The sequence below is a fragment of the Pseudomonas sp. LBUM1673 genome, from assembly GCF_059695645.1.
The window spans coordinates 5,468,576-5,492,685 of record NZ_CP166780.1; the positions used below are offsets into that span (position 1 = coordinate 5,468,576).

A 24,110-nucleotide genomic window follows, 5' to 3' on the forward strand; every position below is an offset into this window, starting at 1 on the left:
TTTAAGCCTGTTCCAACGAGGTTTCAACACGGGTGGCGGTGGCTGGAACTTTCCCGGCCGCTACCAGACGCTTGTGCTGCTCGGCTTCGATGCGCTCGATCACGTCGACCGGCACCATATAGCCTTGATCATCGCGTGCAGCGTGGATCACGAAGTAGCCCACGGTGCCAACCAGACTGACGATGGCCAGCCACCAGATGTGCCAGATCATCGCGAAACCGAACACGGTCAACAGAGCCCCCATGACCACACCGGTCGCGGTGTTGTTTGGCATGTGGATCGGCTCGTAACGGCTAGGCGCCTGGTACGCGGTACCGTTTTCCTTGGCTTCGGTGAACGGGTCGATGGTTTGCGCTTTTGGCAGCACGGCAAAGTTGTAGAACGGTGGTGGCGACGAGGTCGACCATTCCAGCGTGTGGGCATTCCACGGGTCGCCGTGTTCGCACATGTTCTCTGGCTTGTTGCGATCACGCACGCTGACGTAGAGCTGGATCAGCTGGCAGGCGATACCAACGGCGATCATTACCGCACCGAACATGGCCACGTACAGGTAAGGCACCCACTCAGGGTTGGTGGTGGCGTTCAGACGACGGGTCATGCCCATGAAGCCCAGTACATAGAGCGGCATGAACGCGACGAAGAAGCCGGTGATCCAGAACCAGAATGCTGCCTTGCCCCAACCTTCGTGCAGCTTGAAGCCGAACGCTTTCGGGAAGTAGAAGGCGAAACCGGCGATGTAACCGAACACGGCGCCGCCGATGATCACGTTGTGGAAGTGCGCGATCACAAACAGGCTGTTGTGCAGAACGAAGTCAGCACCCGGGATGGCCAGCAGTACGCCGGTCATGCCGCCGATGGCGAAGGTCACCATGAAGCCCAGGGTCCACAGCACTTGGCTGGTGAAACGCAAACGGCCCTGGTAGATGGTGAACAGCCAGTTGAATAGCTTCACCCCCGTCGGGATCGAAATCAGCATCGTCGCCAGACCGAAGAAGGCGTTGACGCTGGCACCCGAACCCATAGTGAAGAAGTGGTGCAGCCAAACCATGAAGCCCAGGATCGAGATCGCGCCCGATGCGTAGACCATCGAGTGGTGGCCGAACAGACGCTTGCCGGTGAAGGTCGAGATGACTTCGGAGAAGATCCCGAACGCCGGCAGAATCAGGATGTAAACCTCGGGGTGACCCCAGGCCCAGAACAGGTTGACGTACATCATCGGATTGCCACCAAGTTCATTGGTGAAAATGTGGAAATCCATGTAGCGGTCAAGCGTCAGCAAAGCCAGGGTAGCGGTCAGGATCGGGAACGAAGCCACGATCAGGACGTTGGCCCAGGTGCAGGTCCAGGTGAAGATTGGCATGTCCATCAGCTTCATGCCCGGGGTACGCATCTTCAGCACGGTGGCCAGGAAGTTGACCCCTGTCAGCGTCGTACCTAACCCGGATAGCTGTAGCGCCCAGATGTAGTAATCCATCCCCACGCCCGGACTGTATTGCAAGCCCGACAGCGGCGGATAGGCAACCCAGCCAGTCTTGGCGAATTCGCCAACGCCCAGGGACAGGTTGATCAGCACCACGCCAGAAACCAGCAGCCAGAAGCTCAGGGAGTTCAGGAACGGATAGGCAACGTCACGCGCACCGATCTGCAGCGGCACTGCAAGGTTCATCAGGCCGGTGAAGAATGGCATCGCCATGAAGATGATCATGATCACACCGTGAGCGGTGAAGATCTGGTCATAGTGTTCAGGTGGCAGGTAGCCAGGCGAACCCTCGGTGGCCATGGCCAACTGGGTGCGCATCATGATGGCGTCGGCAAAACCGCGCAGAAGCATGACCATGGCGACGATGATGTACATCACGCCGATTTTCTTGTGGTCGACCGAGGTCAACCACTCGGTCCACAAATAAGTCCACTTCTTGAAGTAGGTGATTGCAGCGAACAGCGCCAGACCACCGAGCGCGATCATGGCGATGGTTATCATCACGATCGGTTCGTGGAACGGGACCGCTTCCCAACTTAATTTACCAAACATCGTTTACTCCTCTGCCCCGGCAGCTGAATGCGAACTCATGTCCATCCCTTCCATGTTGTGGGCCACTTCTTTGTCTTTCTTCTCGTGGTGCGGCTTGCCCGGTTTCATGCCTTCGTACTTGTCGACGATGATCTGGAACAGGTTCGGCGTGACCGAGGAGTAAAGCTCGACTGGGTTGTTCTGGCTCTGCTTGGACAGGGCTGCGTATTCAGCTTGTTCAAGCTGTTTAGGTGCCTTTTTGACTTCGCTGACCCAGGCATCGAAATCTTCCTGGGAAGTGGCGATTGCTTTGAACTTCATGCCGGTGAAACCCGCGCCGCTGTAGTTGGCGGAGATACCGTCCATTTCAGCGTTCTGGTTGGCGATCAGGTGCAGTTTGGTCTGCATGCCCGCCATCGCGTAGATCTGACCGCCCAGAGCAGGGATGAAGAACGAGTTCATCACCGAGTCCGAAGTCACCTTGAAGTTGATCGGCGTGTGCGCCGGGAACACGATCTTGTTGACGGTGGCGATGCCTTGCTCCGGATAGATGAACATCCACTTCCAGTCCAGCGCGACCACTTCAATGGTGATCGGCTTGACGTCGGATTCCAGCGGACGATACGGGTCCAGTTCGTGGGTCGACTTGTAGGTGATGTAACCCAGGGCAATGATGATCAGTACCGGAATCGTCCACACGGCGACTTCGATCTTGGTGGAGTGCGACCACTTCGGCGTGTACACGGCGTTGGTGTTGGACGCGCGGTATTTCCAGGCGAACAGGAAGGTCATGACGATGACCGGCACGACGACCAACAGCATCAGCAGCGTTGCGGTGATGATCAGGTTTCGCTCATCCAGGCCGACCTGGCCCTTGGGATCGAGCAAGGTCATGTTGCAGCCTCCCAGCAACAACGTGCCGAGCAGCGGCAATAAGCCTAGTAGTCTGGGGTACCTGTTTTTACTCATCTCACGACCTCTAAAGCAGCTTGCGCAATGCAGTTGGGTTTTGATCGCCAACACTTCACCCTGCCAAGGGTTGGCATTTTTCTTGGATTGAATAAGGGCCTGCCCGTCGCGCGTCAGACGCTGTTCGACAATTGCTGGGCCTGCGGTGAGTTCTTATTCGAATTCGTGGTCAAGGGCCTTGTTACAGACCAATTCCATTTGGTGCGGATAGTCGGAAGGCCGACACCTGGGAGTCGCATGAAGCCACCCGGCCTCTCGACACCCTAGTTCTGCTCATGCACCTGAGTCAGGGTGAGCAGTGCCGGGAATTCAGTGCGGGCGATTGTAGATATGTAATGGTTCATAAACCATGTCTCATCCCGAAATAATTTTTATCCGATCCAGCAACAATCATTAACGGCTTTTGCAAAAGTGCGCCATGGTATCGAAATTAATTCTCAACAAAAACACCAAAAAATGTAGGTCTACCACGCGTGGTTCAGACAGCTTCCAGAACTCTGCACTCGCCTTCATCCTTGCTCTACCCCCCATGCGACAAGGACTTTGCCAACTTGCCAGCCCTTGTTAAAACTGCCTGTTTCGGCTGATGGAGCGCTAAAACCGGCAGCGGCTCCAAGGCTCGTTTTTGGTGCATGGCAATGCACCGATTCAGCGTCTGAAAATGCCCTGCGACACTCAAGCTGTGACAACATGTCGCACACGTGTCGCACCCTTCGTTGCCGCGCATCACCGTCCTTTTACCTGACCTCTGAACACGCAAAACGCCCCGGCCTCTCAACGAGGACCGGAGCGTTTTTTTGTTTCAGGCAACGGTACGGCGAACAGCCTCAGCGCAGTGCTTTGCGATTACGCGAAGTGAGCAGCGGCACCAACACCACGATCAGCACGAACGCCAGCAGCGCCCACTGTGCCAGGGACAAACCGAGGATTGGCGGGTACGGTGTGGAGCAGAAACCGTCGACCTGAAAGCCCAGCGGGAAGATCTTCGCCAGCGGCAGGCCGTCGACAATCGGTTGCAGCACATCGATGCCGCAACTGACCGCAGGATAGAACTGGGTATAGACGTGATGCCCGGCCACTCCAGCGCCTGCGATGGCGCAGATCACCACCAACGCTTCGAACAGCGTGATGCTGCGACGGGTGCGCATTGCCGCGCCGATAAACGCGAACAGCGCGACCAGCAACAACGCGTAGCGCTGCAGGATACACAGCGGGCACGGTGCCTCGCCCAGGGCCACTTGCATGTACAGCGCGCCACCGATCAGCGCCAGGCAGATAATGCCCAGCAACACCAGATAGCGCCGTTCACGTCCCAACCGCATCGTTTCCTCGCTCATCGCGTTTCCCTTCCAAATATCAATTGCCCGCAAGTCTACACGCTGTCCCTGACCTTTGAGAGCCTTGAACTGGCCGGCGGAGATGGGAGGAATAAACGACAAACCGGTTAAGAACGGATTAATTCTCAAGGGTTTTTCAGGAATCGGGACCGTGGTGAAGCTTTCGCGGGCAAGCCTCGCTCCTACAGGTTTTGCGTTGTTCGCGTGATTGCGGGCTGACACAAAACCTGTAGGAGCGAGGCTTGCCCGCGAAGAAGGCGACTCGGTCCCCCGAGCCGCCGCAACCGTTTATTCCAAAACCGACGCCGGCCCAAAGAACTCATAACGGCTTTGCTTCTCCGGCACACCCAACGCCTTGAGGTGACGCTTGACCGCCGCCATAAACCCTTTTGGCCCCAGGAAGTACGCATCCACATCGCGCTGCGCCGGCAACCACTCGCCGAGTTGCTCCTGGCTTAACAGGCCAACCTTGTCCGCCGCCGGGCTGACGCCATCGTCTTCGGCGTAGCAATAGAAACGCTTGAGCTGCGGATGACGCTCGGCCAGGCCATCGATCCAGTCGCGGAAAGCATGAACACTGCCGTTGCGCGCGCAGTGGATAAAGTGCACCGGCCGCTCGGTCGCCAGCGCCGCTTCGAGCATCGCCAGCGTCGGGGTAATGCCCACGCCGCCACTGATCAGCACCAGCGGTTTGTCGCTGGCGGTCAGGATGAACTCGCCCGCTGGCGGGAACAGCATGATGCTCGCGCCGACATGCAGTTGATCGTGCAAATGGTTGGAAGCACGGCCGCCGGTTTCGCGCTTGACGCTGATGCGGTACTGATCCTTGTTGGTCAGCGCCGACAGCGAATAGTTACGCCGGATTTCTTCGCCGTCGAGGATCAGTTTCATACCGATGTACTGGCCAGGCTCTGCCGCGAGAATCGGGCCCTTGTCCGCCGGTTCGAAGTAGAACGAGGTGATTTCCGCACTCTCCTCGACCTTGGCCGCCACGATGAACTCCCGGGCACCACGCCAGCCGCCCGGCGCCTGCGCCTTCTGGTCGTAGATGCTGGCTTCGGCGCCGATCAGGATTTCGGCCAATTGACCGTAGGCCGCGCCCCAGGCACTCATCACTTCAGGCGTGGCAATCTCTTCGCCCAGCACTTCAGAGATCGCCCGCAACAGGCAGCTACCCACGATCGGGTAATGTTCCGGGAGGATTTGCAGGGCCACGTGCTTGTTGATGATCTTGGCCACCAGGTCGCCCAACTGATCGAGCTGGTCGATGTGCCGCGCATACATCAAGACACCGTTGGCCAGGGCGCGGGGCTGATCGCCGCTGGCCTGGTGGGCCTGGTTGAACAGCGGGCGGACCTCTGGGTACTCGGAGAGCATCATGCGGTAGAAGTGAGTGATCAACGCTTCGCCACCGCTTTCCAGCAGCGGCACAGTGGATTTGACGATGGCACGGTCTTGAACACTAAGCATAAGAGCAACTCCAGAGCTTTATATGGATTACCCTTTACCTATCAGCTTCCATGCCAACATTTAAAACCTTATAAATCAATCAGTTAAAAACACAGTAGTCATATCGACACATACCGCTTTATAGTCTTACCGACTACACGGAGTCATTATGACTGCAAAATTGCTGCTCACCACCCTGCTGCCCCTGGTCTCCGACCTGTCCCGCGAATTGCCCGAAGGCGAGCGCTACCGACGCCTGCTCGAAGCCATGCGCGCCCTGCTCCCTTGCGACGCCGCGGCCCTGCTGCGACTCGATGGCGAATGGCTGGTGCCGCTGGCCGTGGACGGGTTGAGCACCGACACTCTCGGTCGACGTTTCAAGGTCAGCGAACACCCGCGCTTCGAAGCGCTGCTCAGCAGCCCCGGGCCGACTCGCTTCGCCGCCGACAGCGATTTGCCCGACCCTTATGATGGCCTGGTCGATGGTCTGCACGATCACCTGGAAGTGCACGACTGCATGGGCTGCCCGCTGTTTATCGACGAGCGGCCGTGGGGTTTGCTGACCCTCGACGCGCTCGACCCTGAACGCTTCGAACCGATCGAACTGGACGCCCTGCAAGCCTTTGCCAGCCTCGCCGCCGCCACGGTCAACGCCGCCGAGCGCATCGAGCGGCTGGCCAATCGAGCCGAAGACGAACATCAGCGCGCCGAGGTTTACCGTCAAGCCAGCGGCCAGCAGAACCGCGAAATGATCGGCCAGAGCAAGACTTACAAACGACTGGTGGAAGAGATCGACCTGGTGGGCGGCAGCGACCTGACCGTACTGATCACCGGCGAAACCGGGGTTGGCAAAGAGCTGGTGGCCCAAGCCATCCACGCGGCATCCCCACGGGCCGACAAACCGATCATCAGCCTCAATTGCGCCGCCCTGCCGGACACGCTCGTGGAGAGCGAACTGTTTGGCCATGTGCGCGGCGCCTTCACCGGTGCGACGAATGATCGGCGCGGCAAATTCGAACTGGCCAATGGCGGCACGTTATTCCTCGATGAAGTCGGCGAACTGTCACTGACGGTGCAAGCCAAATTGCTGAGGGTGCTGCAGAGCGGGCACTTGCAGCGCTTGGGGTCGGACAAGGAGCATCAAGTCGACGTGCGATTGATCGCAGCGACCAACCGCGACCTGGCCGAAGAAGTACGCAGTGGCCGCTACCGTGCCGACGTCTATCATCGCCTGAGTGTTTACCCGCTGCTGGTGCCTGCACTGCGGGATCGCGGTCGTGATGTGCTGCTGCTCAGCGGCTACTTCCTGGAGCAAAACCGCTCACGCATGGGCCTCAACAGCTTGCGCCTGACCAGTGATGCCCAAGCGGCATTGTTGGCGTATGGTTGGCCGGGGAACGTGCGGGAGCTGGAGCATTTGATTGGCCGCAGCGCGCTGAAGGCGCTGGGTAACTGCCAGCAACGGCCGAAGATTCTCAGTTTGAGCGCGGCGGATCTGGACTTGCCCAATGGCAGTGTTGAGCGCGCGCCGCCGGAGCCAGTGGTTACCGCGCCGGCGGCGTTGGTTTCAGGGGATTTGCGTGAGGCCACCGAGCATTATCAGCGCCAACTGATCAGCGCGTGCCTGGAACGGCACCAGAACAACTGGGCCAGTGCGGCGCGGGAGCTGGGTCTGGATCGGGCGAATCTGGGTCGGATGGCCAAGCGGTTGGGTATGAAGTAACCCCGACATCATGGTTAGGATTTCTGTGGCGAGGGGGCTTGCCCCCGTTCGGCCGCGAAGCGGTCGTGAAACCAGCGACGAGGTTGTACTCTGGAAAGCGGGAGTGCTTCGCACTCCAACGGGGGCAAGCCCCCTCACCACAGGCAAGCTCCCTCGCCACAGGGTTAACCGTTTGGCTGGCAATGGGCATTTCCCCTAAAGCCTGCCCCCAACAAGTCGATAACCCGGCATCGATAGCTGTTGGCGATGCTCGTAATCGCCCATCACCTTTTTCCACAGAAGGTTTTTATGTCTTCCAATAAAGCCCGCGCAGACTCACTTTCGCTTCTGCTGTTTACCTTGCGCAGCGGCAAGCTGATGGCGATCAACCTGCTGAAAGTCAGCGAAATCATCCCCTGCCCGCCGCTGACCAAGCTGCCGGAGTCGCACCCTCACGTCAAAGGTATCGCCACCCTGCGCGGCGCATCGTTGTCGGTGATCGACCTGAGCCGCGCCATCGGCGAACGACCGCTGGAAGACCCGAACGGTGGCTGCCTGATCGTCACCGACATCAGCCGCTCCAAGCAGGGCCTGCACGTTCAGGCGGTGAGTAAAATCGTCCACTGCCTGACTACCGACATCCGTCCACCCCCCTTCGGTTCCGGCGGCGTGCGCTCGTACATCACCGGCGTGACCTCGGTCGACGGCACCCTGGTGCAGGTGCTGGACATCGAAAAGGTCATTCACGGCATCGCTCCGGCGCAGATCGAAACGGCCCCGACCGAACTGAGCATGGAAGACGCCGAAGTACTGGGCAACGCGCGGATTCTGGTGGTCGATGACAGCCAGGTCGCCCTGCAACAATCAGTGCACACCCTGCGCAACCTCGGCCTGCAATGCCACACCGCCCGTAGCGCCAAAGAAGCCATCGACTGCCTGCTGGACCTGCAAGGCACCGCCCAGCAGATCAACCTGATCGTCTCGGACATCGAAATGTCGGAGATGGATGGCTACGCCTTCACCCGCACATTGCGGGAAACGCCGGACTTCTCGCACCTCTATGTGCTCCTGCACACGTCGCTGGACAGCGCGATGAACAGCGAGAAGGCTCGACTGGCCGGGGCCAACGGAGTGCTGACCAAATTCTCCTCGCCAGAACTGACCAAGTGCCTGATCGAGGCGGCCAAGGCCGTCGCCGAACAAGGTCACTGAGTTTTGGCCGAGGCGTTTTGCTGGCTGATGCGGCGCAACCTCGCTGAGGATGTGCCGCCTTTCACTTGGCCCAATGGCATTGAGTTGAACGAGTACCGGCCTGAACTCGCCCAAGCCGTTCATCACTTGATGGAACTGGGCTATCGGGAAGGCGGCGGCCGCGTGTCGGCACTGGAGGTCTGGCAACAGCGTTTCGAAACCGATCCTGAATGCGATCCGTCCCTGTGCTTTATCGCCCTGGATGCCGAAGGAGTCGTCGGCGTCGCCCAGTGCTGGACCAGTGCCTACATCAAGAACCTGGTGGTGCATCCGCGCGCTCAAGGCCTGGGCCTTGGTCGCACACTGCTGCTGCATGCTTTCAAGGTGTTTGAGCAGCGCCGCGAAGGCTTTGTGGATTTGAAGGTGCTGGAAAACAACCTTCGGGCGCAGCGCTTGTATGAAAGGGCCGGGATGTATGTGGTCCGCAGGGAGCCCGTGCCTGTCTGACACACCGCTTTCGCGAGCAAGCCCGCACACACATTAGACGGCGTCGTACGCTGATCAAATGTGGGAGCGGGCTTGCTCGCGAAGACGCCAGATCAGGCACCGCAAAGGTAAAAACTCAGCGCTTACCCATCGAACGACGGGTGCCAGGAGGCGCTGCACCCGGGGTCTTGGTGTGGCCATTCTTGGCGCCGTTCTTGTACCAAGGCTGACTGGCATTCTTCGCCGCGGCCAGTTCGCCCGGTTTGAACGGAAACTTGAACGCCGGGATCGCCGCTTTGGTTTCGCTGTCTGCGCTGGAGTCGACGCTGTCTGGCAGGTCTGCCTGGTCGTCGCTCAAAGCGTCGGCAACCGGCGGTTGTGTCGGGGAAGTCATGAAAGCTCCGGGTGATGCTCAAGAGTCGGGCCCGGTAGGCGAGCCGCGAAAGGCGGCAGTATACCTGTCTCGCGGGCCGCAAGCTGCAGCTGGTCAATCGGGTTTTGTGTTGACTGACCAACCGCTTTCGCGGGCAAGCCTCGCTCCTACAGGTGCATTGTGTCGTGCACCGAATCCGTGAACAACGATAATCCCTGTGGGAGCGAGGCTTGCCCGCGATAGCGGTGTGTCAGTCACAGGGATGTTGGATGTGCCGCCGTCATCGCGGGCAAGCCCGCTCCCACAAGTGGAGCGGTCATATACAAAATCTGCGTACGACACAAATTCTGTGGGAGCGAGCCTGCTCGCGATGAACGATAACGTGGTCTACGCCGGATCGACGTTATCCAACGCCCGATTCACTGCCAGCTCCGCCAACATGATGACCTGCTGGATCGCCAACGCCGTGTGGCGTTGCGGGCCGATCAGGTCTTTGGCGAAATCGCTGGTCAGAACACTCGCTGACGCCAACGATTCGTAAGCGTGGGCCAGCAGGCTTTCGGTATCGACGTCCGGGGCGACCATGAACATGGTGCTGGGGCGACGGGGTTTGTCGGTGTATTGCGCCGGGGGATCGAGGTAGTAGTCGAGGGCGCGTTTTATCGCTTCGCGGTCTTTGAGTAATTCTTCGGCGCGCGAAGCTTCGGCGTTGGGGGTGGTGGTGTTGAAAGGTGGGTCGGGGATTAACTTATCCATACAAACTCCTGCTGAAATGGGTGCCACCACTCGCCGGATCTCAAGCGACGAGGAGGTGGCAGCTATGTGCAGAGTGAGATCCACCGGAGCAGGCAACCGGCCAGACCGAAGTCTGCCCGCACACAGCTGCCATAACGCATTTACAGGCAGCGGATAAGCTGGCGCCAATTATGGTGGTATTGGCGCTAGATGCATACTAGTTGCCGGGGATCTCACGCCCGGTCGCTGAATTTGCAGCGACCGCCAAAGACTAGAGAGCCCGCGTCCGACCGACAACCTGAAAAATGCGTGGGAAAGTTCCATGTTTTGACACATCCATTAAACATTCAAAAGCCGAACGCGGAGCGTCCCTGGCGGCATTCCCACGCGGGAGCGTGGGAACGATCAATCCCACGTCTGACACCAAATTCTCGTCTGACACTGATGACTGTAGGAGCTGTCGAGTGAAACGAGGCTGCGATCTTTTGATCTTGAAAATCAACATCAAAAGATCGCAGCCTTCGGCAGCTCCTACGTGGAGTTGTGTACACCCGCGATAGATTGGTCGGCTGTCAGGCCGCCTTCGCGAGCAAGCCCGCTCCCACAGTGGAGCGATGTACACCCGCCCCTCACCACTCAACAGGCCGAGCGTTAGCTCGCCTGCCGCTTTTGATCTTGATCTACCCGCCCCTTCGGGAGGCTGAGCGCAGGTGTTCATCTGGGGATTGGCGCGCAGCGCCGTTCGACGCAGTCGAATCCATCGCATGTAGGTCGTCGCGAAGCAGACCGTAGGGCGATGCCCCCAGATGGATACCGGAGCGAAGGAACGCCGAGCCTTAGCGAGGGGCCGTACGTTTGGGGCGAGCGTTTTTTGCTTCCTTTTTTAGGCGCTTGTAAAAAAGGGAGTCGCCGTAAGGGCGAAACCATAAGTAGCCGTTACCGCAGAAATGGATATGTACTCAATCAACAAGAACCTGGTCGGCTATAAGGCCGCCAAGAAAACAAGATTCCAGCCCAAACTGACAAAGCCGTCAGTTACCAGTCACTCTCCTGACGGGCGAACAGGTTTATAAAGGAAGGTATAAACCTGACAAAACTCCGACCACTCAGCCCGGCGCCCCACTCGCATGCGAATTCAGAAAAAAACCGCCCTGTTCGCCGCCCTTCTGATCGCCCTGGCAGTGCTGGGCGTGTGGTACGCCACCAAACCCGCCACTACCAAACTGACCGCCCCCACTGCCATCCCCGTGCGAGTGGTCAGCGTCGCTGAAAAAGACGTGCCCCGCTACGTCAGCGGCATCGGCTCGGTGCTGTCCCTGCACAGCGTGGTCGTGCGCCCACAGATCGACGGCATCCTCACCAAACTGCTGGTCAAGGAAGGCCAGCTGGTAAACAAAGGCGACCTGCTGGCCACCATCGACGACCGCTCGATCCGCGCCAGCCTCGACCTGGCCCGCGCCCAACTCGGTGAAAGCCAGGCGCAACTGCAAGTGGCCCAGGTCAACCTCAAGCGCTACAAACTGCTGAGCGTCGACGACGGCGTGTCCAAGCAGACCTACGACCAGCAACAAGCCCTGGTCAATCAACTCAAAGCCTCTGCCCAAGGCAACCAGGCCTCTATCGACGCCGCTCTGGTGCAGCTTTCCTACACACAGATTCGCTCTCCGGTCACCGGTCGCGTCGGTATTCGCACGGTGGACGAAGGCAACTTCCTGCGCATGACCGACACCCAAGGCTTGTTCACAGTGACCCAGATAGACCCGATCGCCGTGGAGTTTTCCTTGCCGCAGCAAATGCTGCCAACCCTGCAGGGCCTGATCAACGATCCACAGCACACGCCGGTCAAGGCTTACATCGGCGCCGACACCGACGGCGAAACCGGCAACCTGCTGGGCGAAGGTCATCTGACCCTGATCGACAACCAGATCAACGCCAATACTGGAACCATCCGCGCCAAGGCCGAATTCGCCAACCCCGGGCAGAAACTCTGGCCGGGCCTGCTGGTAACGGTAAAAATTCAGACAGCGCTGGATAAAAATGCGCTGGTGGTGCCACCCGCCGTCGTACAACGCGGGCTCGATCAACATTTCGTCTACCGGGTCAGCGGCGACAAGGTTGAAGTCGTTCAGGTACAGATGGTTTATCAAGGCAGTGGCCAGGACATCATCAAAGGCGTGAAACCGGGCGATGTGCTGGTCAGCGATGGCCAATCGCGGCTCAAGCCCGGCACCACGGTTCAGGTGCTGACTGAACCACCGCAAGTCGTGCAATCGGAGCCGAAACCATGAAGGGCCACGGTTCGATTTCCGCGTGGTGCATCGATCATCCGGTGGCGACGGTCCTGCTGACCTTTGCCTTGGTGCTGCTGGGGGTGATCGCCTTTCCGCGGCTGCCGATTGCGCCATTGCCGGAAGCGGAATTCCCGACTATCCAGGTGGCCGCGCAACTGCCCGGCGCCAACCCGGAGACCATGGCTTCGTCGGTGGCCACACCGCTGGAAGTGCAATTCAGCGCCATCCCCGGCGTCACCCAGATGACCTCGAGCAGCGCCCTGGGCTCGACCATTTTGACCCTGCAATTCACCCTCGACAAAAGCATCGACACCGCCGCCCAAGAAGTTCAGGCCGCGATCAACACCGCCGCCGGCAAACTGCCCAAAGACATGCCGAACCTGCCGACATGGAGGAAGGTCAACCCGGCCGACAGCCCGGTGCTGATCCTCAGCATCAACTCGCCGCAAATGCCCGGCACCGAAGTCAGTGACCTGGTGGAAACCTTGCTCGCCCGTCAGATCAGTCAGATCGACGGCGTAGGCCAAATCAACATCACCGGTCAGCAACGTCCAGCGATCCGCGTTCAGGCATCGGCGGACAAACTCGCGGCTATCGGCCTGACCCTGGCGGACATTCGCCTGGCGATCCAGCAGACCAGCCTCAACCTGGCCAAAGGTGCGTTGTACGGCGAGTCGAGCATTTCGACCTTGTCCACCAACGACCAACTATTTCATCCCGAGGAATACAGCCAACTTATCGTTTCCTACAAGGACGGTGCACCGGTTCATCTCAAGGACGTGGCCAAAGTCGTCAACGGTTCGGAAGACGCCTACGTACAGGCCTGGGCTGATGGTCAGCCGGGGGTGAACCTGGTGATTTTCCGGCAACCGGGGGCCAACATCGTCGAGACCGTCGACCGTATTCAAGCGGCCCTGCCGACGCTGGCGGCCATGTTGCCGGCCTCGGTGCAGGTCAAGGTGTTGATCGACCGTACCCAAACCATCCGCGCCTCGTTGCATGAAGTGGAAGTCACCCTGCTGATCGCGATCCTGCTGGTGGTGGCGGTGATGGCGCTGTTCCTGCGGCAGTTGTCGGCGACCCTGATCGTGACGGCGGTGCTCGGTGTGTCGTTGATCGCCAGTTTCGCCCTGATGTACATCATGGGCTTCAGCCTGAATAACTTGACTCTGGTGGCGATCGTGGTGTCCGTCGGGTTTGTGGTGGACGATGCGATTGTGGTGGTGGAAAACATTCACCGCCATCTGGAGGCCGGCGACGGCATGCGCGAGGCGGCGATCAAGGGCGCCGGCGAGATCGGTTTTACCGTGGTGTCCATCAGCTTCTCGCTGGTGGCGGCGTTCATTCCGCTGCTGTTCATGGACGGCGTGGTCGGGCGACTGTTCAAGGAGTTCGCCCTGACCGCCACCTCGACCATCATGATTTCCGTGGTGGTGTCCCTGACGCTGGCGCCGACCCTGGCGGCGTTGTTCATGCGCGCACCGGTGCATCACGCCCACAGCAAACCGGGTTTCGGCGAGCGCTTGCTGGCGCTGTACGAAAAAGGCCTGCGCCGCGCCCTCGCCCATCAGAAATTGATGATCGGTGTGTTCGGCCTGTCCCTCGGCCTGGCGGTCGCCGGGTACATTTTCATTCCGAAGGGCTTCTTCCCGGTACAGGACACCGGTTTCGTCCTCGGCACCACCGAAGCGGCGGCAGACATTTCCTACCGCGACATGGTGAAAAAACACCTGGCGATGGCCGAAATTGTCGCGGCCGATCCCGCCGTCGAGACGTTCTCCCACTCGGTCGGCGTTTCGGGCAGCAACCAGACCATCGCCAACGGCCGCTTCTGGATCTCTCTGAAAAAACGTGGCGACCGTGACGTGTCCGCCAGCCAGTTCATCGACCGGATTCGCCCTCAGCTGATGAAAGTCCCAGGCATCGTGCTGTACTTGCGCGCCGGGCAAGACATCAACCTCAGTTCCGGCCCGAGCCGCGCCCAGTACCAATACGTACTCAAAAGCAACGACGGTGCACTCCTGAGCACCTGGACCCAGCGCCTGACGGAAAAACTGCGCAGCAACCCGTCATTCCGTGACATTTCCAACGACCTGCAACTGGGCGGCAGCATCACCCACATCAGCATCGACCGTAGCGCCGCGGCGCGTTTCGGCCTGACCGCCAGCGATGTCGACGAAGCGCTGTACGACGCCTTCGGCCAGCGGCAGATCAACGAATTCCAGACCCAGACCAACCAGTACAACGTGATTCTGGAGCTGGACACCAAGCAGCGCGGCAAGGCCGAAAGCCTCAACTATTTCTACCTGCGCTCGCCGCTGAGCGGGGAAATGGTGCCGCTGTCGGCCCTGGCGAAATTCGATGCGCCGACCATCGGCCCGTTGTCCATCGCTCACGACGGGATGTTCCCGGCGGCCAACCTGTCGTTCAACCTGGCACCCGGCGTCGCGTTGGGCGATGCGGTGATCATGCTCAATCAGGCCAAGACCGACATTGGCATGCCGACGGCCATCAGCGGTAATTTCCAGGGCGCGGCCCAGGCGTTCCAGAGTTCGCTGGCCAGCCAGCCGTGGCTGATTCTGGCGGCGCTGGTGGCGGTGTACATCATTCTTGGCGTTCTGTACGAAAGCTTCGTGCACCCGCTGACGATCATCTCGACCCTGCCCTCGGCGGGGCTCGGGGCGGTGATCATGCTGTGGATCTGCGGCCAGGACTTTTCGATCATGGCGCTGATCGGGCTGGTGCTGCTGATCGGCATCGTCAAGAAGAACGGCATCCTGATGATCGACTTCGCGCTGGACGCCCAACGCAACCGTGGCCTGCCGCCGGAAGAGGCGATCTATGAGGCGTGTATGACGCGGTTCCGGCCAATCATCATGACCACCCTCGCCGCCCTGCTCGGCGCCCTGCCGCTGATGCTCGGCTACGGCACCGGTGCCGAATTGCGCCAGCCGCTGGGGATTGCGGTGGTCGGCGGCTTGCTGGTCAGCCAGGCGCTGACGTTGTTCACCACGCCGGTCATATACTTGATGCTTGAGCGGCTTTTCCATCGACACACTCTCCCACCAGCGCCAGCACCACTGCCGGCGCTGGCGACCACAGACTGAGGCGGGGTCATGCGCGTTCTGATTATCGAAGACGAAGAAAAAACCGCGGACTATCTACACCGCGGCCTGACGGAACAGGGCTACACCGTGGACCTGGCCGGCGATGGCGTCGAAGGCTTGCATCTGGCGCTGGAAAACGACTTCGCAGTGATTGTCCTCGACGTCATGTTGCCGGGCCTCGACGGCTTCGGCGTATTGCGTGCGCTGCGGGCGCGCAAGCAAACCCCGGTGATCATGCTCACCGCCCGCGAGCGGGTGGAAGACCGCATCAAAGGCCTGCGCGATGGTGCCGACGATTATCTCGGCAAACCGTTTTCCTTCCTCGAACTGGTGGCGCGCCTGCAAGCGCTGACCCGGCGCAGCGGCGGCCACGAACCGGTACAGGTGAGCATCGCCGACCTGTGGATAGATTTGATCAGCCGCAAGGCCACCCGCGCCGGCACACGCCTGGACCTGACCGCCAAGGAGTTCTCGTTGCTCAGCGTGCTGGCGCGGCGGCAAGGGGAAATCCTCTCGAAAACCGCCATTGCCGAGATGGTCTGGGACATCAATTTCGACAGCGACGCCAACGTGGTCGAAGTCGCGATCAAACGCCTGCGGGCCAAGCTCGACGGGCCGTTCGACGAGAAATTGCTGCACACGATTCGTGGCATGGGTTATGTGCTGGAGAGCCGTGGTGTCCAGTAACAGTATTGCTCTGCGCCTGAGCGGGATGTTCACCCTGGTGGCGCTGCTGGTGTTCCTGCTGATCGGCGGTGCGCTGTATCAACAGGTCGACAAGGGTTTAGGCCTGCTGCCCGAAGCCGAACTCGTTGCCCGTTACAGCGTGCTTGAATCTGCGCTCAACCGGTACGGCACGCCCGAGCATTGGGTGAAGATCAACGCCAAGCTCAAACTGCTGAGCGAAGAAGACAAACGCATCCGCTTTTGGGTGGTCAGCGGCCATCCCGGTTATGAATACGGCCAACCCGACGCGCCGATCCGCGCCTTCGCCCAAGGCCCGCCGGGCATGCGCGACATGGCATTGCCCGACCATCCGTACCCGCTGAAAGTGTTGGTCACCGAACTGCCGGCCAAGGACCAGCGGCCACCGCTGCGCTTCCTGATCGGCATCGACACCGAAACCTTTTACGAGACGCAGCACCACTTGCTGATCGCCCTGATCAGCCTGGCGATCATTGGTGTATTGCTGGCCTCGCTACTCGGTTATTGGGTGGCCCGGATCGGCCTCAAACCGCTGATCAAGTTGTCGCAGGAGGCCCAGCGTCTGGCGCCACCACGGCTGTCCGGACGCCTGCAATTGTCGCCATTGCCACCGGAACTGAACCAGTTCGTCAATTCGTTCAACGCCACACTGGAACGGGTCGAACAGGCTTACTCGCGCCTGGAATCGTTCAACGCCGACGTGGCCCATGAACTGCGCTCGCCGCTGACCAACCTGATCGGCCAGACCCAGGTGGCGCTGACACGCGGGCGGTCAGCCGAACACTATTTCGAAGTGCTGCAATCGAACCTCGAAGAGCTGGAACGGCTGCGCTCGATCATCAACGACATGCTGTTCCTCGCCAGCGCCGACCAGGGCAGCAAGGCCACCAAACTGACGTCCACCTCATTGGCCGATGAAGTGGCCACTACGCTGGAGTATCTGGATTTCATTCTTGAAGATGCGCAGGTTCAGGTCGAAGTCAGTGGCGACGCACAGGTGCGGATCGAGATCGCTCATCTGCGGCGGGCGTTGATCAACTTGCTGAGCAACGCGGTGCAGCACACCGAACCCGGGCAAGTGATTGAGGTGCGGATCGAAGTCGAAGAGCATCAGGTCAGCATCGGCGTCGCCAACCCGGGATTGCCAATTGCCAACGAGCATTTGCCGCGGCTGTTCGAGCGTTTCTACCGGGTCGATGCGTCGCGCAGCAACAGTGGCAACAACCATGGCCTGGGGCTGGCGATCGTCAAGGCGATTGCGCTGATGCACGGTGGGGATGTGTTTGTGCGCAGTGACCATGGGATGAATACTTTCGGCATCCACCTCCCGGTCTGATCACACAGAACCCTGTGGCGAGGGGGCTTGCCCCCGTTGGGTCGCGAAGCGGCCCCCCTGCATTCTTTCACACCCACCGAGTTGCCTGAATTTACGACTGCTTCGCAGCCGAACGGGGGCAAGCCCCCTCGCCACAGGGTCGACTACCCGCTGAATGTCTTCTAAGCTTCAATTAGCAAAAGGCCAGCATGTTTTGCTGGCCTTTTTTTTATCCGGCACTTATATAGGCGCTCTGGACGCGACCGGTTTCTGGGACTCTGCCCGATTCTTGTAAAAGAACTTTCATAACGCCTTATTTGCAGAAGTCAGAACCATGAGTGTAAGCAGTGCGAAATCTCAACATCCGATCCGTTCGACACGATCGGAGCGGCTTCTGGTTCTTGGTAGTTTGTTGTTGGTCATTGCGATACTGAGCATTGTGGCGTTCCTGCTGATCCGCGAACGCGTCCATGCCGAATTGTCCGCCGCTCGCGCCGCCAATAATATCGTGCAATTGATCGACGCCGATGTGCTGCGCAATGTCGAACTCTATGACGTGTCCCTGCTGGGTTTGATCGCTGCCTCCCGGCGTGAAGACCTCAAGAGCGTTTCTCCTGTCATTCGCCATCTGGCCTATTTCGACCGCGCCACTGCCGCGCCGTACAAGGGCAACATTTTGTTGCTCGACAATAAAGGCGACGTGATCGCCGACTCGGCCTCGGTAGAGCCCAGAAAGGGAAACTATGCCGATCGTGAATACTTCCAGTCTCATGTGAACAACCTGGACCCGGGCATGTTCATCAGCCCCCCCTTCAGGGCCAGGTCGCCCGAACAGGATTGGCGTATCAGTTTCAGCCGCCGGGTGAACGGCCCCCAGGGTGAGTTCCTGGGCGTGGCCGAAGCCGCCATGCGGTTGAGCTACTTCGATCAGTTGTTCAACAGTTTGAGCATCGGCCGCGACAGCACGGTCAATCTGATCAGCAAGAACGGGATTCTTCTGGCCCAGCAACCACGCCTGGCCGAGGAGCTGATCGGCAAGGACTTCAGTAACCGCCCCAATTTTCAGCGCATCGTCAAGGAAGGCAACGGCAGCTTCACCAGCATGTCCGATCGATACCGTGACAAGCGCTTGTACACCTTCTCCAAGGTCGGGAACTTGCCGTTGATTGTCATCGTTGCGCTGTCCAGTGATGAGGTCTTTGCGGCCTGGAAGCGCACTACGGTGGTGGTTAGCTTGGCGACCATTGCCCTGTGCGTGAGCCTGCTGTGGCTGACCTGGTTGCTCTGCCGGGAATTGCGTCGGCGTCAAAGTGCCGAGCAGGAATTGGCACAACTGGCCGCTACCGACCCCTTGACCGGCCTGGCCAACCGTCGAAGTCTGGATCAGGCCCTGCGCCATGAATGGTTTCGCGCCCAACGCTCCGGCCAGCCATTGTCGATACTGATGATCGATATCGATCACTTCAAGGCATTCAATGATCGCCATGGCCATCAGGGCGGCGACGATGCCTTACGCTCGGTGGCCAAAGTGATCAGCACCCATGTTCGACGGCCTGCAGACCTTGTCGCCCGTTACGGTGGCGAGGAGTTTTCAGTGATCCTGGCTGAAACCGACAGCGCTGGCGCGCAACAGATTGCCGACAACATCCGTACGGCGGTGGAGCAGTTGCCGTTGGTGGGGAGTGATGAGTTGCCGATTACTGTCAGTATCGGCATCAGCACCTGGACGACAGCGACCGACATCAGCCTGGAGCAGTTGCTGTTTGCGGCGGACAAAGCGCTGTATCAGGCCAAGGAAAACGGGCGCAATCGGGTGGTTTCCGGCTGACCATTTGTAGTGGATCGACTGGCCTCTTCGCGAACAAGCCCGCTTGTACACAGTAGACCGCGTACCCATGTGGGAGCGGGCTTGCTCGCGAAGAGGCCAGCCAGACGCCACAAACAACCGGATCATAAAAAAAGGCCACCCGAAGGTAGCCTTTAAAAACTAGAGAGGTTTTTTGCTTACACGGCCGCAACAGGACGCATGTAAGAGATCGGTGCAGTGCTGGCGTCTTCGAAAGTCACGACTTCCCAAGCATCTGTCTGCTCAATCAACTTGCGCAGCAGCTGGTTGTTCAATGCATGTCCGGACTTGAAGCCCTTGAACTCACCAATCAGGCTATTGCCCAGCAGGTAGAGGTCACCAATTGCATCGAGGATCTTGTGCTTCACGAATTCGTCTTCATAGCGAAGGCCGTCTTCGTTCAGTACACCATCCGCGTCGACCACAATAGCGTTTTCAACGCTGCCGCCGAGTGCGAGGTTGTGCTTGCGCAGGTACTCGATGTCACTCATGAAACCAAAGGTACGGGCGCGGCTGACTTCTTTTACGAACGAAGTGCTGGAAAAATCCACGCTTGCACTTTGTGTGCGGTCACGGAAAACCGGGTGATCGAAATCGATCTCGAAGCTCACTTTGAAACCTTCGAAAGGGACGAAAGTGGCGCGCTTGTCGCCGTCTTCCACTGTCACTTCCCGCAGGATCCGGATGAACTTCTTGGCGGCGTCCTGTTCTTCCAGGCCGGCCGATTGAATCAGGAATACGAAGGGTCCAGCGCTACCATCCATGATCGGGACTTCGGACGCGGAGAGCTCGACGTAGGCGTTATCGATGCCCAGGCCAGCCATGGCCGAGAGCAGGTGCTCCACCGTGTCCACTTTGACGTCACCGTTAACAAGCGTGGTCGACATAGTGGTTTCGCCAACGTTTTCCGCGCGGGCAGGAATCTGCACCACAGGGTCGAGGTCAGCACGACAAAACACAATGCCGGTGTCGACGGGCGCTGGCTTGAGGGTCAGATAGACCTTCTCCCCGGAGTGCAGGCCGACACCTGTGGCACGGATAATATTCTTCAGGGTGCGTTGTTTTATCATGGCATGGGCCGCTTCAGCGCAAATTGCGAACTGGTATCAACAAAGGCTGGCGATGATAGCAGACCAGACCTTTGCTGAACACCAATCACCCTAATACCCCTGATACATTTCATCAATCGGCCTGACGACGCAGGAAAGCCGGGATGTCCAGGTAGTCCAGGTCATCTTGCGGGTTCATCTTCGCGGCAGTCGCAGCACCGGCCTGAGCCTGGTTGCGCATGACGGTCGGACGGTCCAGGTCACGGTAGTTCACCGCAGGCTGTTCTTGACGAACAGGGGCTTGTTGTTGTGGCTGGGAAGCCATCGAGGTGTGAACGGTATTGTCGATGACCTTCACAGGCTTCTCGATTTTAGCGCCTAAACCAGTGGCAACAACAGTCACGTGCAGCTCGTCGCGCATGTCCGGATCGATAACGGTACCGACCTTGACCATTGCGTGCTCGGAAGCGAAGGCTTCGATGATGCTACCCACGTCGGAGTACTCACCCAGAGACAGGTCAGGACCGGCGGTGATGTTCACCAGGATACCGCGTGCACCTTGCAGGTTCACGTCTTCGAGCAACGGGTTGCGAATGGCCGCTTCGGTGGCCTCACGTGCACGGTTCGGACCGCTGGCGCAGCCAGTGCCCATCATCGCCATGCCCATTTCGCTCATCACGGTACGCACGTCGGCAAAGTCGACGTTGATCATGCCCGGACGCTTGATGATGTCGGAGATACCGCGAACGGCACCGGCCAGTACATCGTCGGCCTTGGCGAAAGCCGACAAGAGGCTTGCGTCTTTACCGAGGATGGTCAGCAGCTTCTCGTTGGGAATGGTGATCAACGAGTCGACGCTTTCAGACAGCAGACGAATGCCTTCGTCGGCGATCTGCATACGCTTGCGGCCTTCGAATGGGAACGGACGGGTCACCACTGCAACGGTGAGGATGCCCATTTCCTTGGCCACTTCGGCGATGATTGGCGCAGCACCGGTACCGGTACCACCGCCCATGCCGGTAGTGATGAACACCATGTTGGTGCCCTGCAGGACTTCGGCAATGCGCTCACGATCTTCGAGAGCGGCCTGACGACCTACTTCAGGGTTGGCGCCAGCGCCCAGACCTTTGGTCACGCCGGTGCCCAGTTGCAGGATGGTCCGCGCGCCGATACTTTTCAGCGCCTGGGCATCAGTGTTGGCGCAGATGAATTCAACGCCTTCAATGTTGCTCTTGACCATGTGATTGACAGCGTTGCCGCCGCCACCGCCAACACCGATAACTTTAATTACCGGGCTTGCGGGGATGTTGTCTACGAGTTCGAACATTTTCCCTCTCCTTTCATTTCTCTAGTTTTTTCGCCTACTGCCTGTATCTACAACGGTATTGCGGTAAATCTTTAGAAGTTGCCTTGTACCCAGCTCTTGAAGCGATCGAGCAAGGCGGCTTTCGGTTCTTCATTGCTGTAGCTGTCGCGGCTGCCGATGCCCGAGAACGAAATCCCGTCGGACTGTTTCTGCAGGCCGTACATCAACAGGCCAACGCCGGTGGAATAGATCGGGTTGCGGACCACATCGTCCAGGCCCTTGACGCCATGGGGCACGCCCAGGCGAACCGGCATGTGGAAGATCTCTTCGGCCAGTTCCACAGCGCCTTCCATCTTCGACGTACCGCCGGTCAGCACGATGCCGGCCGGGATCAGGTCTTCGTAGCCGCTGCGACGCAGTTCGGCCTGGATCAGGGTGAACAGCTCGTCGTAACGGGGCTCGACCACTTCGGCCAGGGCCTGACGGGACAGCTCGCGCGGCGGACGGTCGCCAACACTCGGCACCTTGATGGTTTCACCGGCGCCGGCCAGTTTGGCCAGGGCGCAGGCGTAGCGAATCTTGATTTCTTCGGCGTACTGGGTCGGGGTGCGCAACGCCATGGCGATGTCGTTGGTCACCTGATCGCCCGCAATCGGGATCACCGCGGTGTGACGGATCGCGCCTTCGGTGAAGATCGCGATGTCGGTGGTGCCGCCGCCGATGTCCACCAGGCACACGCCCAGCTCTTTCTCGTCGTCGGTCAGGACCGAGTAGGCCGAGGCCAACTGCTCGAGAATGATGTCGTCGATTTCCAGGCCGCAGCGACGCACGCATTTTTCAATGTTCTGTGCGGCGTTGACAGCGCAGGTGACCACGTGAACCTTGGCTTCCAGGCGCACGCCGGACATGCCCAGCGGCTCGCGAACGCCTTCCTGGTTATCGATCACGTAATCCTGCGGCAGGGTGTGCAGCACGCGCTGGTCAGCCGGGATTGCCACGGCCTGGGCAGCGTCGAGAACGCGCTCAAGGTCGGCGGAGCTGACTTCGCGATCACGAATCGCCACGATGCCGTGGGAATTCAGGCTGCGGATGTGATTGCCGGCCACGCCGACGAACGCCGAATGAATCCGGCAACCGGCCATCAGCTGTGCTTCTTCGATAGCGCGCTGGATCGACTGCACGGTGGACTCGATGTTCACCACTACGCCTTTCTTCAGGCCACGGGACGGATGGGTACCGATTCCGACGATTTCCAGCGTGCCGTCGTCCGAGACCTCGCCGACCAGCGCCACCACTTTGGAGGTGCCGATATCGAGACCGACGATCATTTTGCCGCTTTGCACGTTTGCCATGGGTCCTGCCTCTTCTTAATTCTTCGCGACAGCGGGTTGGGCTGTCGTGGGCGCTACAGGTTCCCGCCAGCCAACAGCGAGGCCGTTGGCGTAGCGCAGATCGATGCGCGCAATGTTCGTAATCTGCTCTTTGAGCGTCTTGTCATAGATGGCAATGAAGCGGCGCATCTTTTCCACCAGGTTGCCGCGTCCCAGCAGCAGTTCGATTCCCGGGCCCGCGCTGCCGGCGCCGGTGGTCAGGAACCAGCTGCCTCGTTCACGCAACTCCAGGCGTGCAATCGAGAAGCCCAACGGCCTGAGCATCTGGCTCAGCACCTGATATTGCTGCATTACTTGCTGCTGGGCCCGCTGCGGGCCGAACAGCTGTGGCAAGTGTTCGTAGTTCGCCAGCTCGCGCGGGGTGAACGCCTGCCCCTGGTTGTTCAACAGCGATTCATCGCCCCAACGGGCCACCGGCAGTTGTTCTTCCAGGCGAATCACTACTTGATCCGGCCACACCCTGCGCACTTCGGCGTGGGCAATCCATGGCATCTGTTCAAGCTCGGTGCGCATGCTCGCCAGGTCGATGGTGAAGAAGCTCGACGCCACGTAGGGGGCGATCCGCTGCTGCACCGCTTGCTGGCTGATGTAACTCAAATCACCCTGCACCGCGATCTTGGTGATCGGCCGGTCGGCGTACGGCAGCAAACGCTGTGCGCCTTCATAAGTGCCGAACCCCAGCGCAACCAACAGCACGGGCCAGAACAGGCTTTTCAGAAAACCAAAGTTGGCTTTCGGCAGGCGCGCGGACATCGGCTCTTTGGCCACCATTCGGCTGGCACCCCGCGGCACCGGCTTGCGGCCGGGTGGTGCGGAGGGCTGATGTCTCAGCTGTGCGCCTTGCATG

The 24,110-nt window shown here is 59.5% G+C and carries 18 protein-coding genes; 8 read left to right on the forward strand and 10 right to left on the reverse strand.

The window, feature by feature from the left end:
- Nucleotide 1 precedes the first annotated feature (1 nt).
- The 4 genes from cyoB to hmpA all read right to left on the reverse strand — a co-directional run bounded on the left by cyoB (nt 2) and on the right by hmpA (nt 5,787).
- Nucleotides 2-2,032 carry a cytochrome o ubiquinol oxidase subunit I gene (gene cyoB / locus ACA044_RS25055; RefSeq protein WP_497443751.1) on the reverse strand — a complete coding sequence of 677 codons (2,031 nt, stop codon included), beginning with the start codon at nt 2,030-2,032 and terminating at the stop codon, nt 2-4.
- 3 nt (nt 2,033-2,035) lie between these two features.
- Nucleotides 2,036-2,980 (reverse strand): ubiquinol oxidase subunit II, encoded by a 945-nt coding sequence (gene cyoA / locus ACA044_RS25060; protein WP_497443752.1) that lies wholly within the window; start codon nt 2,978-2,980, stop codon nt 2,036-2,038.
- A gap of 827 nt (nt 2,981-3,807) precedes the next feature.
- Nucleotides 3,808-4,317 carry a disulfide bond formation protein B gene (locus tag ACA044_RS25065; RefSeq protein ID WP_497443753.1) on the reverse strand — a complete coding sequence of 170 codons (510 nt, stop codon included), beginning with the start codon at nt 4,315-4,317 and terminating at the stop codon, nt 3,808-3,810.
- A 288-nt stretch (nt 4,318-4,605) separates the two neighbouring features.
- A complete protein-coding gene (gene hmpA / locus ACA044_RS25070) occupies nt 4,606-5,787 on the reverse strand; it encodes an NO-inducible flavohemoprotein (protein ID WP_497443754.1) in 1,182 nt (393 codons plus the stop codon).
- A gap of 148 nt (nt 5,788-5,935) precedes the next feature.
- Between hmpA and norR the strand changes: the two genes are divergently transcribed.
- From norR to ACA044_RS25085, 3 genes are all read left to right on the forward strand, one after another.
- A complete protein-coding gene (gene norR / locus ACA044_RS25075) occupies nt 5,936-7,489 on the forward strand; it encodes a nitric oxide reductase transcriptional regulator NorR (protein WP_497443755.1) in 1,554 nt (517 codons plus the stop codon).
- 288 nt (nt 7,490-7,777) lie between these two features.
- A complete protein-coding gene (locus ACA044_RS25080; protein ID WP_497443756.1) occupies nt 7,778-8,680 on the forward strand; it encodes a chemotaxis protein CheV in 903 nt (300 codons plus the stop codon).
- 27 nt (nt 8,681-8,707) lie between these two features.
- The gene (locus ACA044_RS25085) at nt 8,708-9,166 is read left to right on the forward strand and encodes a GNAT family N-acetyltransferase (RefSeq protein ID WP_497443757.1); all 459 of its coding nucleotides are present in this window, start codon (nt 8,708-8,710) and stop codon (nt 9,164-9,166) included.
- Nucleotides 9,167-9,281: 115 nt separating this feature from the next.
- On the opposite strand, the gene ACA044_RS25090 is transcribed toward ACA044_RS25085, so the two are convergent.
- Both ACA044_RS25090 and ACA044_RS25095 read right to left on the reverse strand, forming a co-directional pair.
- On the reverse strand, nt 9,282-9,539 hold the full coding sequence (locus ACA044_RS25090) for a hypothetical protein (protein ID WP_007905458.1): 258 nt from the start codon (nt 9,537-9,539) through the stop codon (nt 9,282-9,284).
- Between the two features lie 366 nt (nt 9,540-9,905).
- Nucleotides 9,906-10,274: a DUF6124 family protein gene (locus tag ACA044_RS25095; RefSeq protein ID WP_497443758.1), complete on the reverse strand. Its 369-nt coding sequence runs from the start codon at nt 10,272-10,274 to the stop codon at nt 9,906-9,908.
- Between the two features lie 1,106 nt (nt 10,275-11,380).
- Here ACA044_RS25095 and ACA044_RS25100 point away from each other — a divergent pair.
- The 5 genes from ACA044_RS25100 to ACA044_RS25120 all read left to right on the forward strand — a co-directional run bounded on the left by ACA044_RS25100 (nt 11,381) and on the right by ACA044_RS25120 (nt 19,499).
- Nucleotides 11,381-12,541 (forward strand): efflux RND transporter periplasmic adaptor subunit, encoded by a 1,161-nt coding sequence (locus ACA044_RS25100; protein WP_497443759.1) that lies wholly within the window; start codon nt 11,381-11,383, stop codon nt 12,539-12,541.
- Nucleotides 12,538-15,651 carry a multidrug efflux RND transporter permease subunit gene (locus ACA044_RS25105; RefSeq protein ID WP_497443760.1) on the forward strand — a complete coding sequence of 1,038 codons (3,114 nt, stop codon included), beginning with the start codon at nt 12,538-12,540 and terminating at the stop codon, nt 15,649-15,651. Before ACA044_RS25100 ends, ACA044_RS25105 begins: the two co-directional genes overlap by 4 nt.
- A gap of 9 nt (nt 15,652-15,660) precedes the next feature.
- Complete coding sequence (locus ACA044_RS25110; RefSeq protein ID WP_476224516.1) at nt 15,661-16,338, forward strand: heavy metal response regulator transcription factor; 678 nt, start codon at nt 15,661-15,663, stop codon at nt 16,336-16,338.
- A complete protein-coding gene (locus ACA044_RS25115) occupies nt 16,328-17,692 on the forward strand; it encodes a heavy metal sensor histidine kinase (RefSeq protein WP_497443761.1) in 1,365 nt (454 codons plus the stop codon). Before ACA044_RS25110 ends, ACA044_RS25115 begins: the two co-directional genes overlap by 11 nt.
- A 313-nt stretch (nt 17,693-18,005) precedes the next feature.
- Nucleotides 18,006-19,499 carry a sensor domain-containing diguanylate cyclase gene (locus tag ACA044_RS25120; protein WP_497443762.1) on the forward strand — a complete coding sequence of 498 codons (1,494 nt, stop codon included), beginning with the start codon at nt 18,006-18,008 and terminating at the stop codon, nt 19,497-19,499.
- A gap of 176 nt (nt 19,500-19,675) precedes the next feature.
- Here the strand turns inward: ACA044_RS25120 and lpxC are convergent, their stop codons facing one another.
- The 4 genes from lpxC to ACA044_RS25140 form a co-directional block, all read right to left on the reverse strand.
- Nucleotides 19,676-20,587: a UDP-3-O-acyl-N-acetylglucosamine deacetylase gene (gene lpxC / locus ACA044_RS25125; RefSeq protein WP_007939852.1), complete on the reverse strand. Its 912-nt coding sequence runs from the start codon at nt 20,585-20,587 to the stop codon at nt 19,676-19,678.
- Between the two features lie 112 nt (nt 20,588-20,699).
- Entirely contained in the window at nt 20,700-21,893 is a 1,194-nt protein-coding gene (gene ftsZ / locus ACA044_RS25130) for a cell division protein FtsZ (RefSeq protein WP_007904318.1), read from the reverse strand.
- Between the two features lie 71 nt (nt 21,894-21,964).
- Nucleotides 21,965-23,224, reverse strand: a complete 1,260-nt coding sequence (ftsA, locus tag ACA044_RS25135; protein WP_447794228.1) for a cell division protein FtsA — start codon at nt 23,222-23,224, stop codon at nt 21,965-21,967.
- Between the two features lie 15 nt (nt 23,225-23,239).
- Nucleotides 23,240-24,109, reverse strand: coding sequence for a cell division protein FtsQ/DivIB (locus ACA044_RS25140; RefSeq protein ID WP_497443763.1), 870 nt, complete (start codon nt 24,107-24,109; stop codon nt 23,240-23,242).
- Nucleotide 24,110 lies beyond the last annotated feature (1 nt).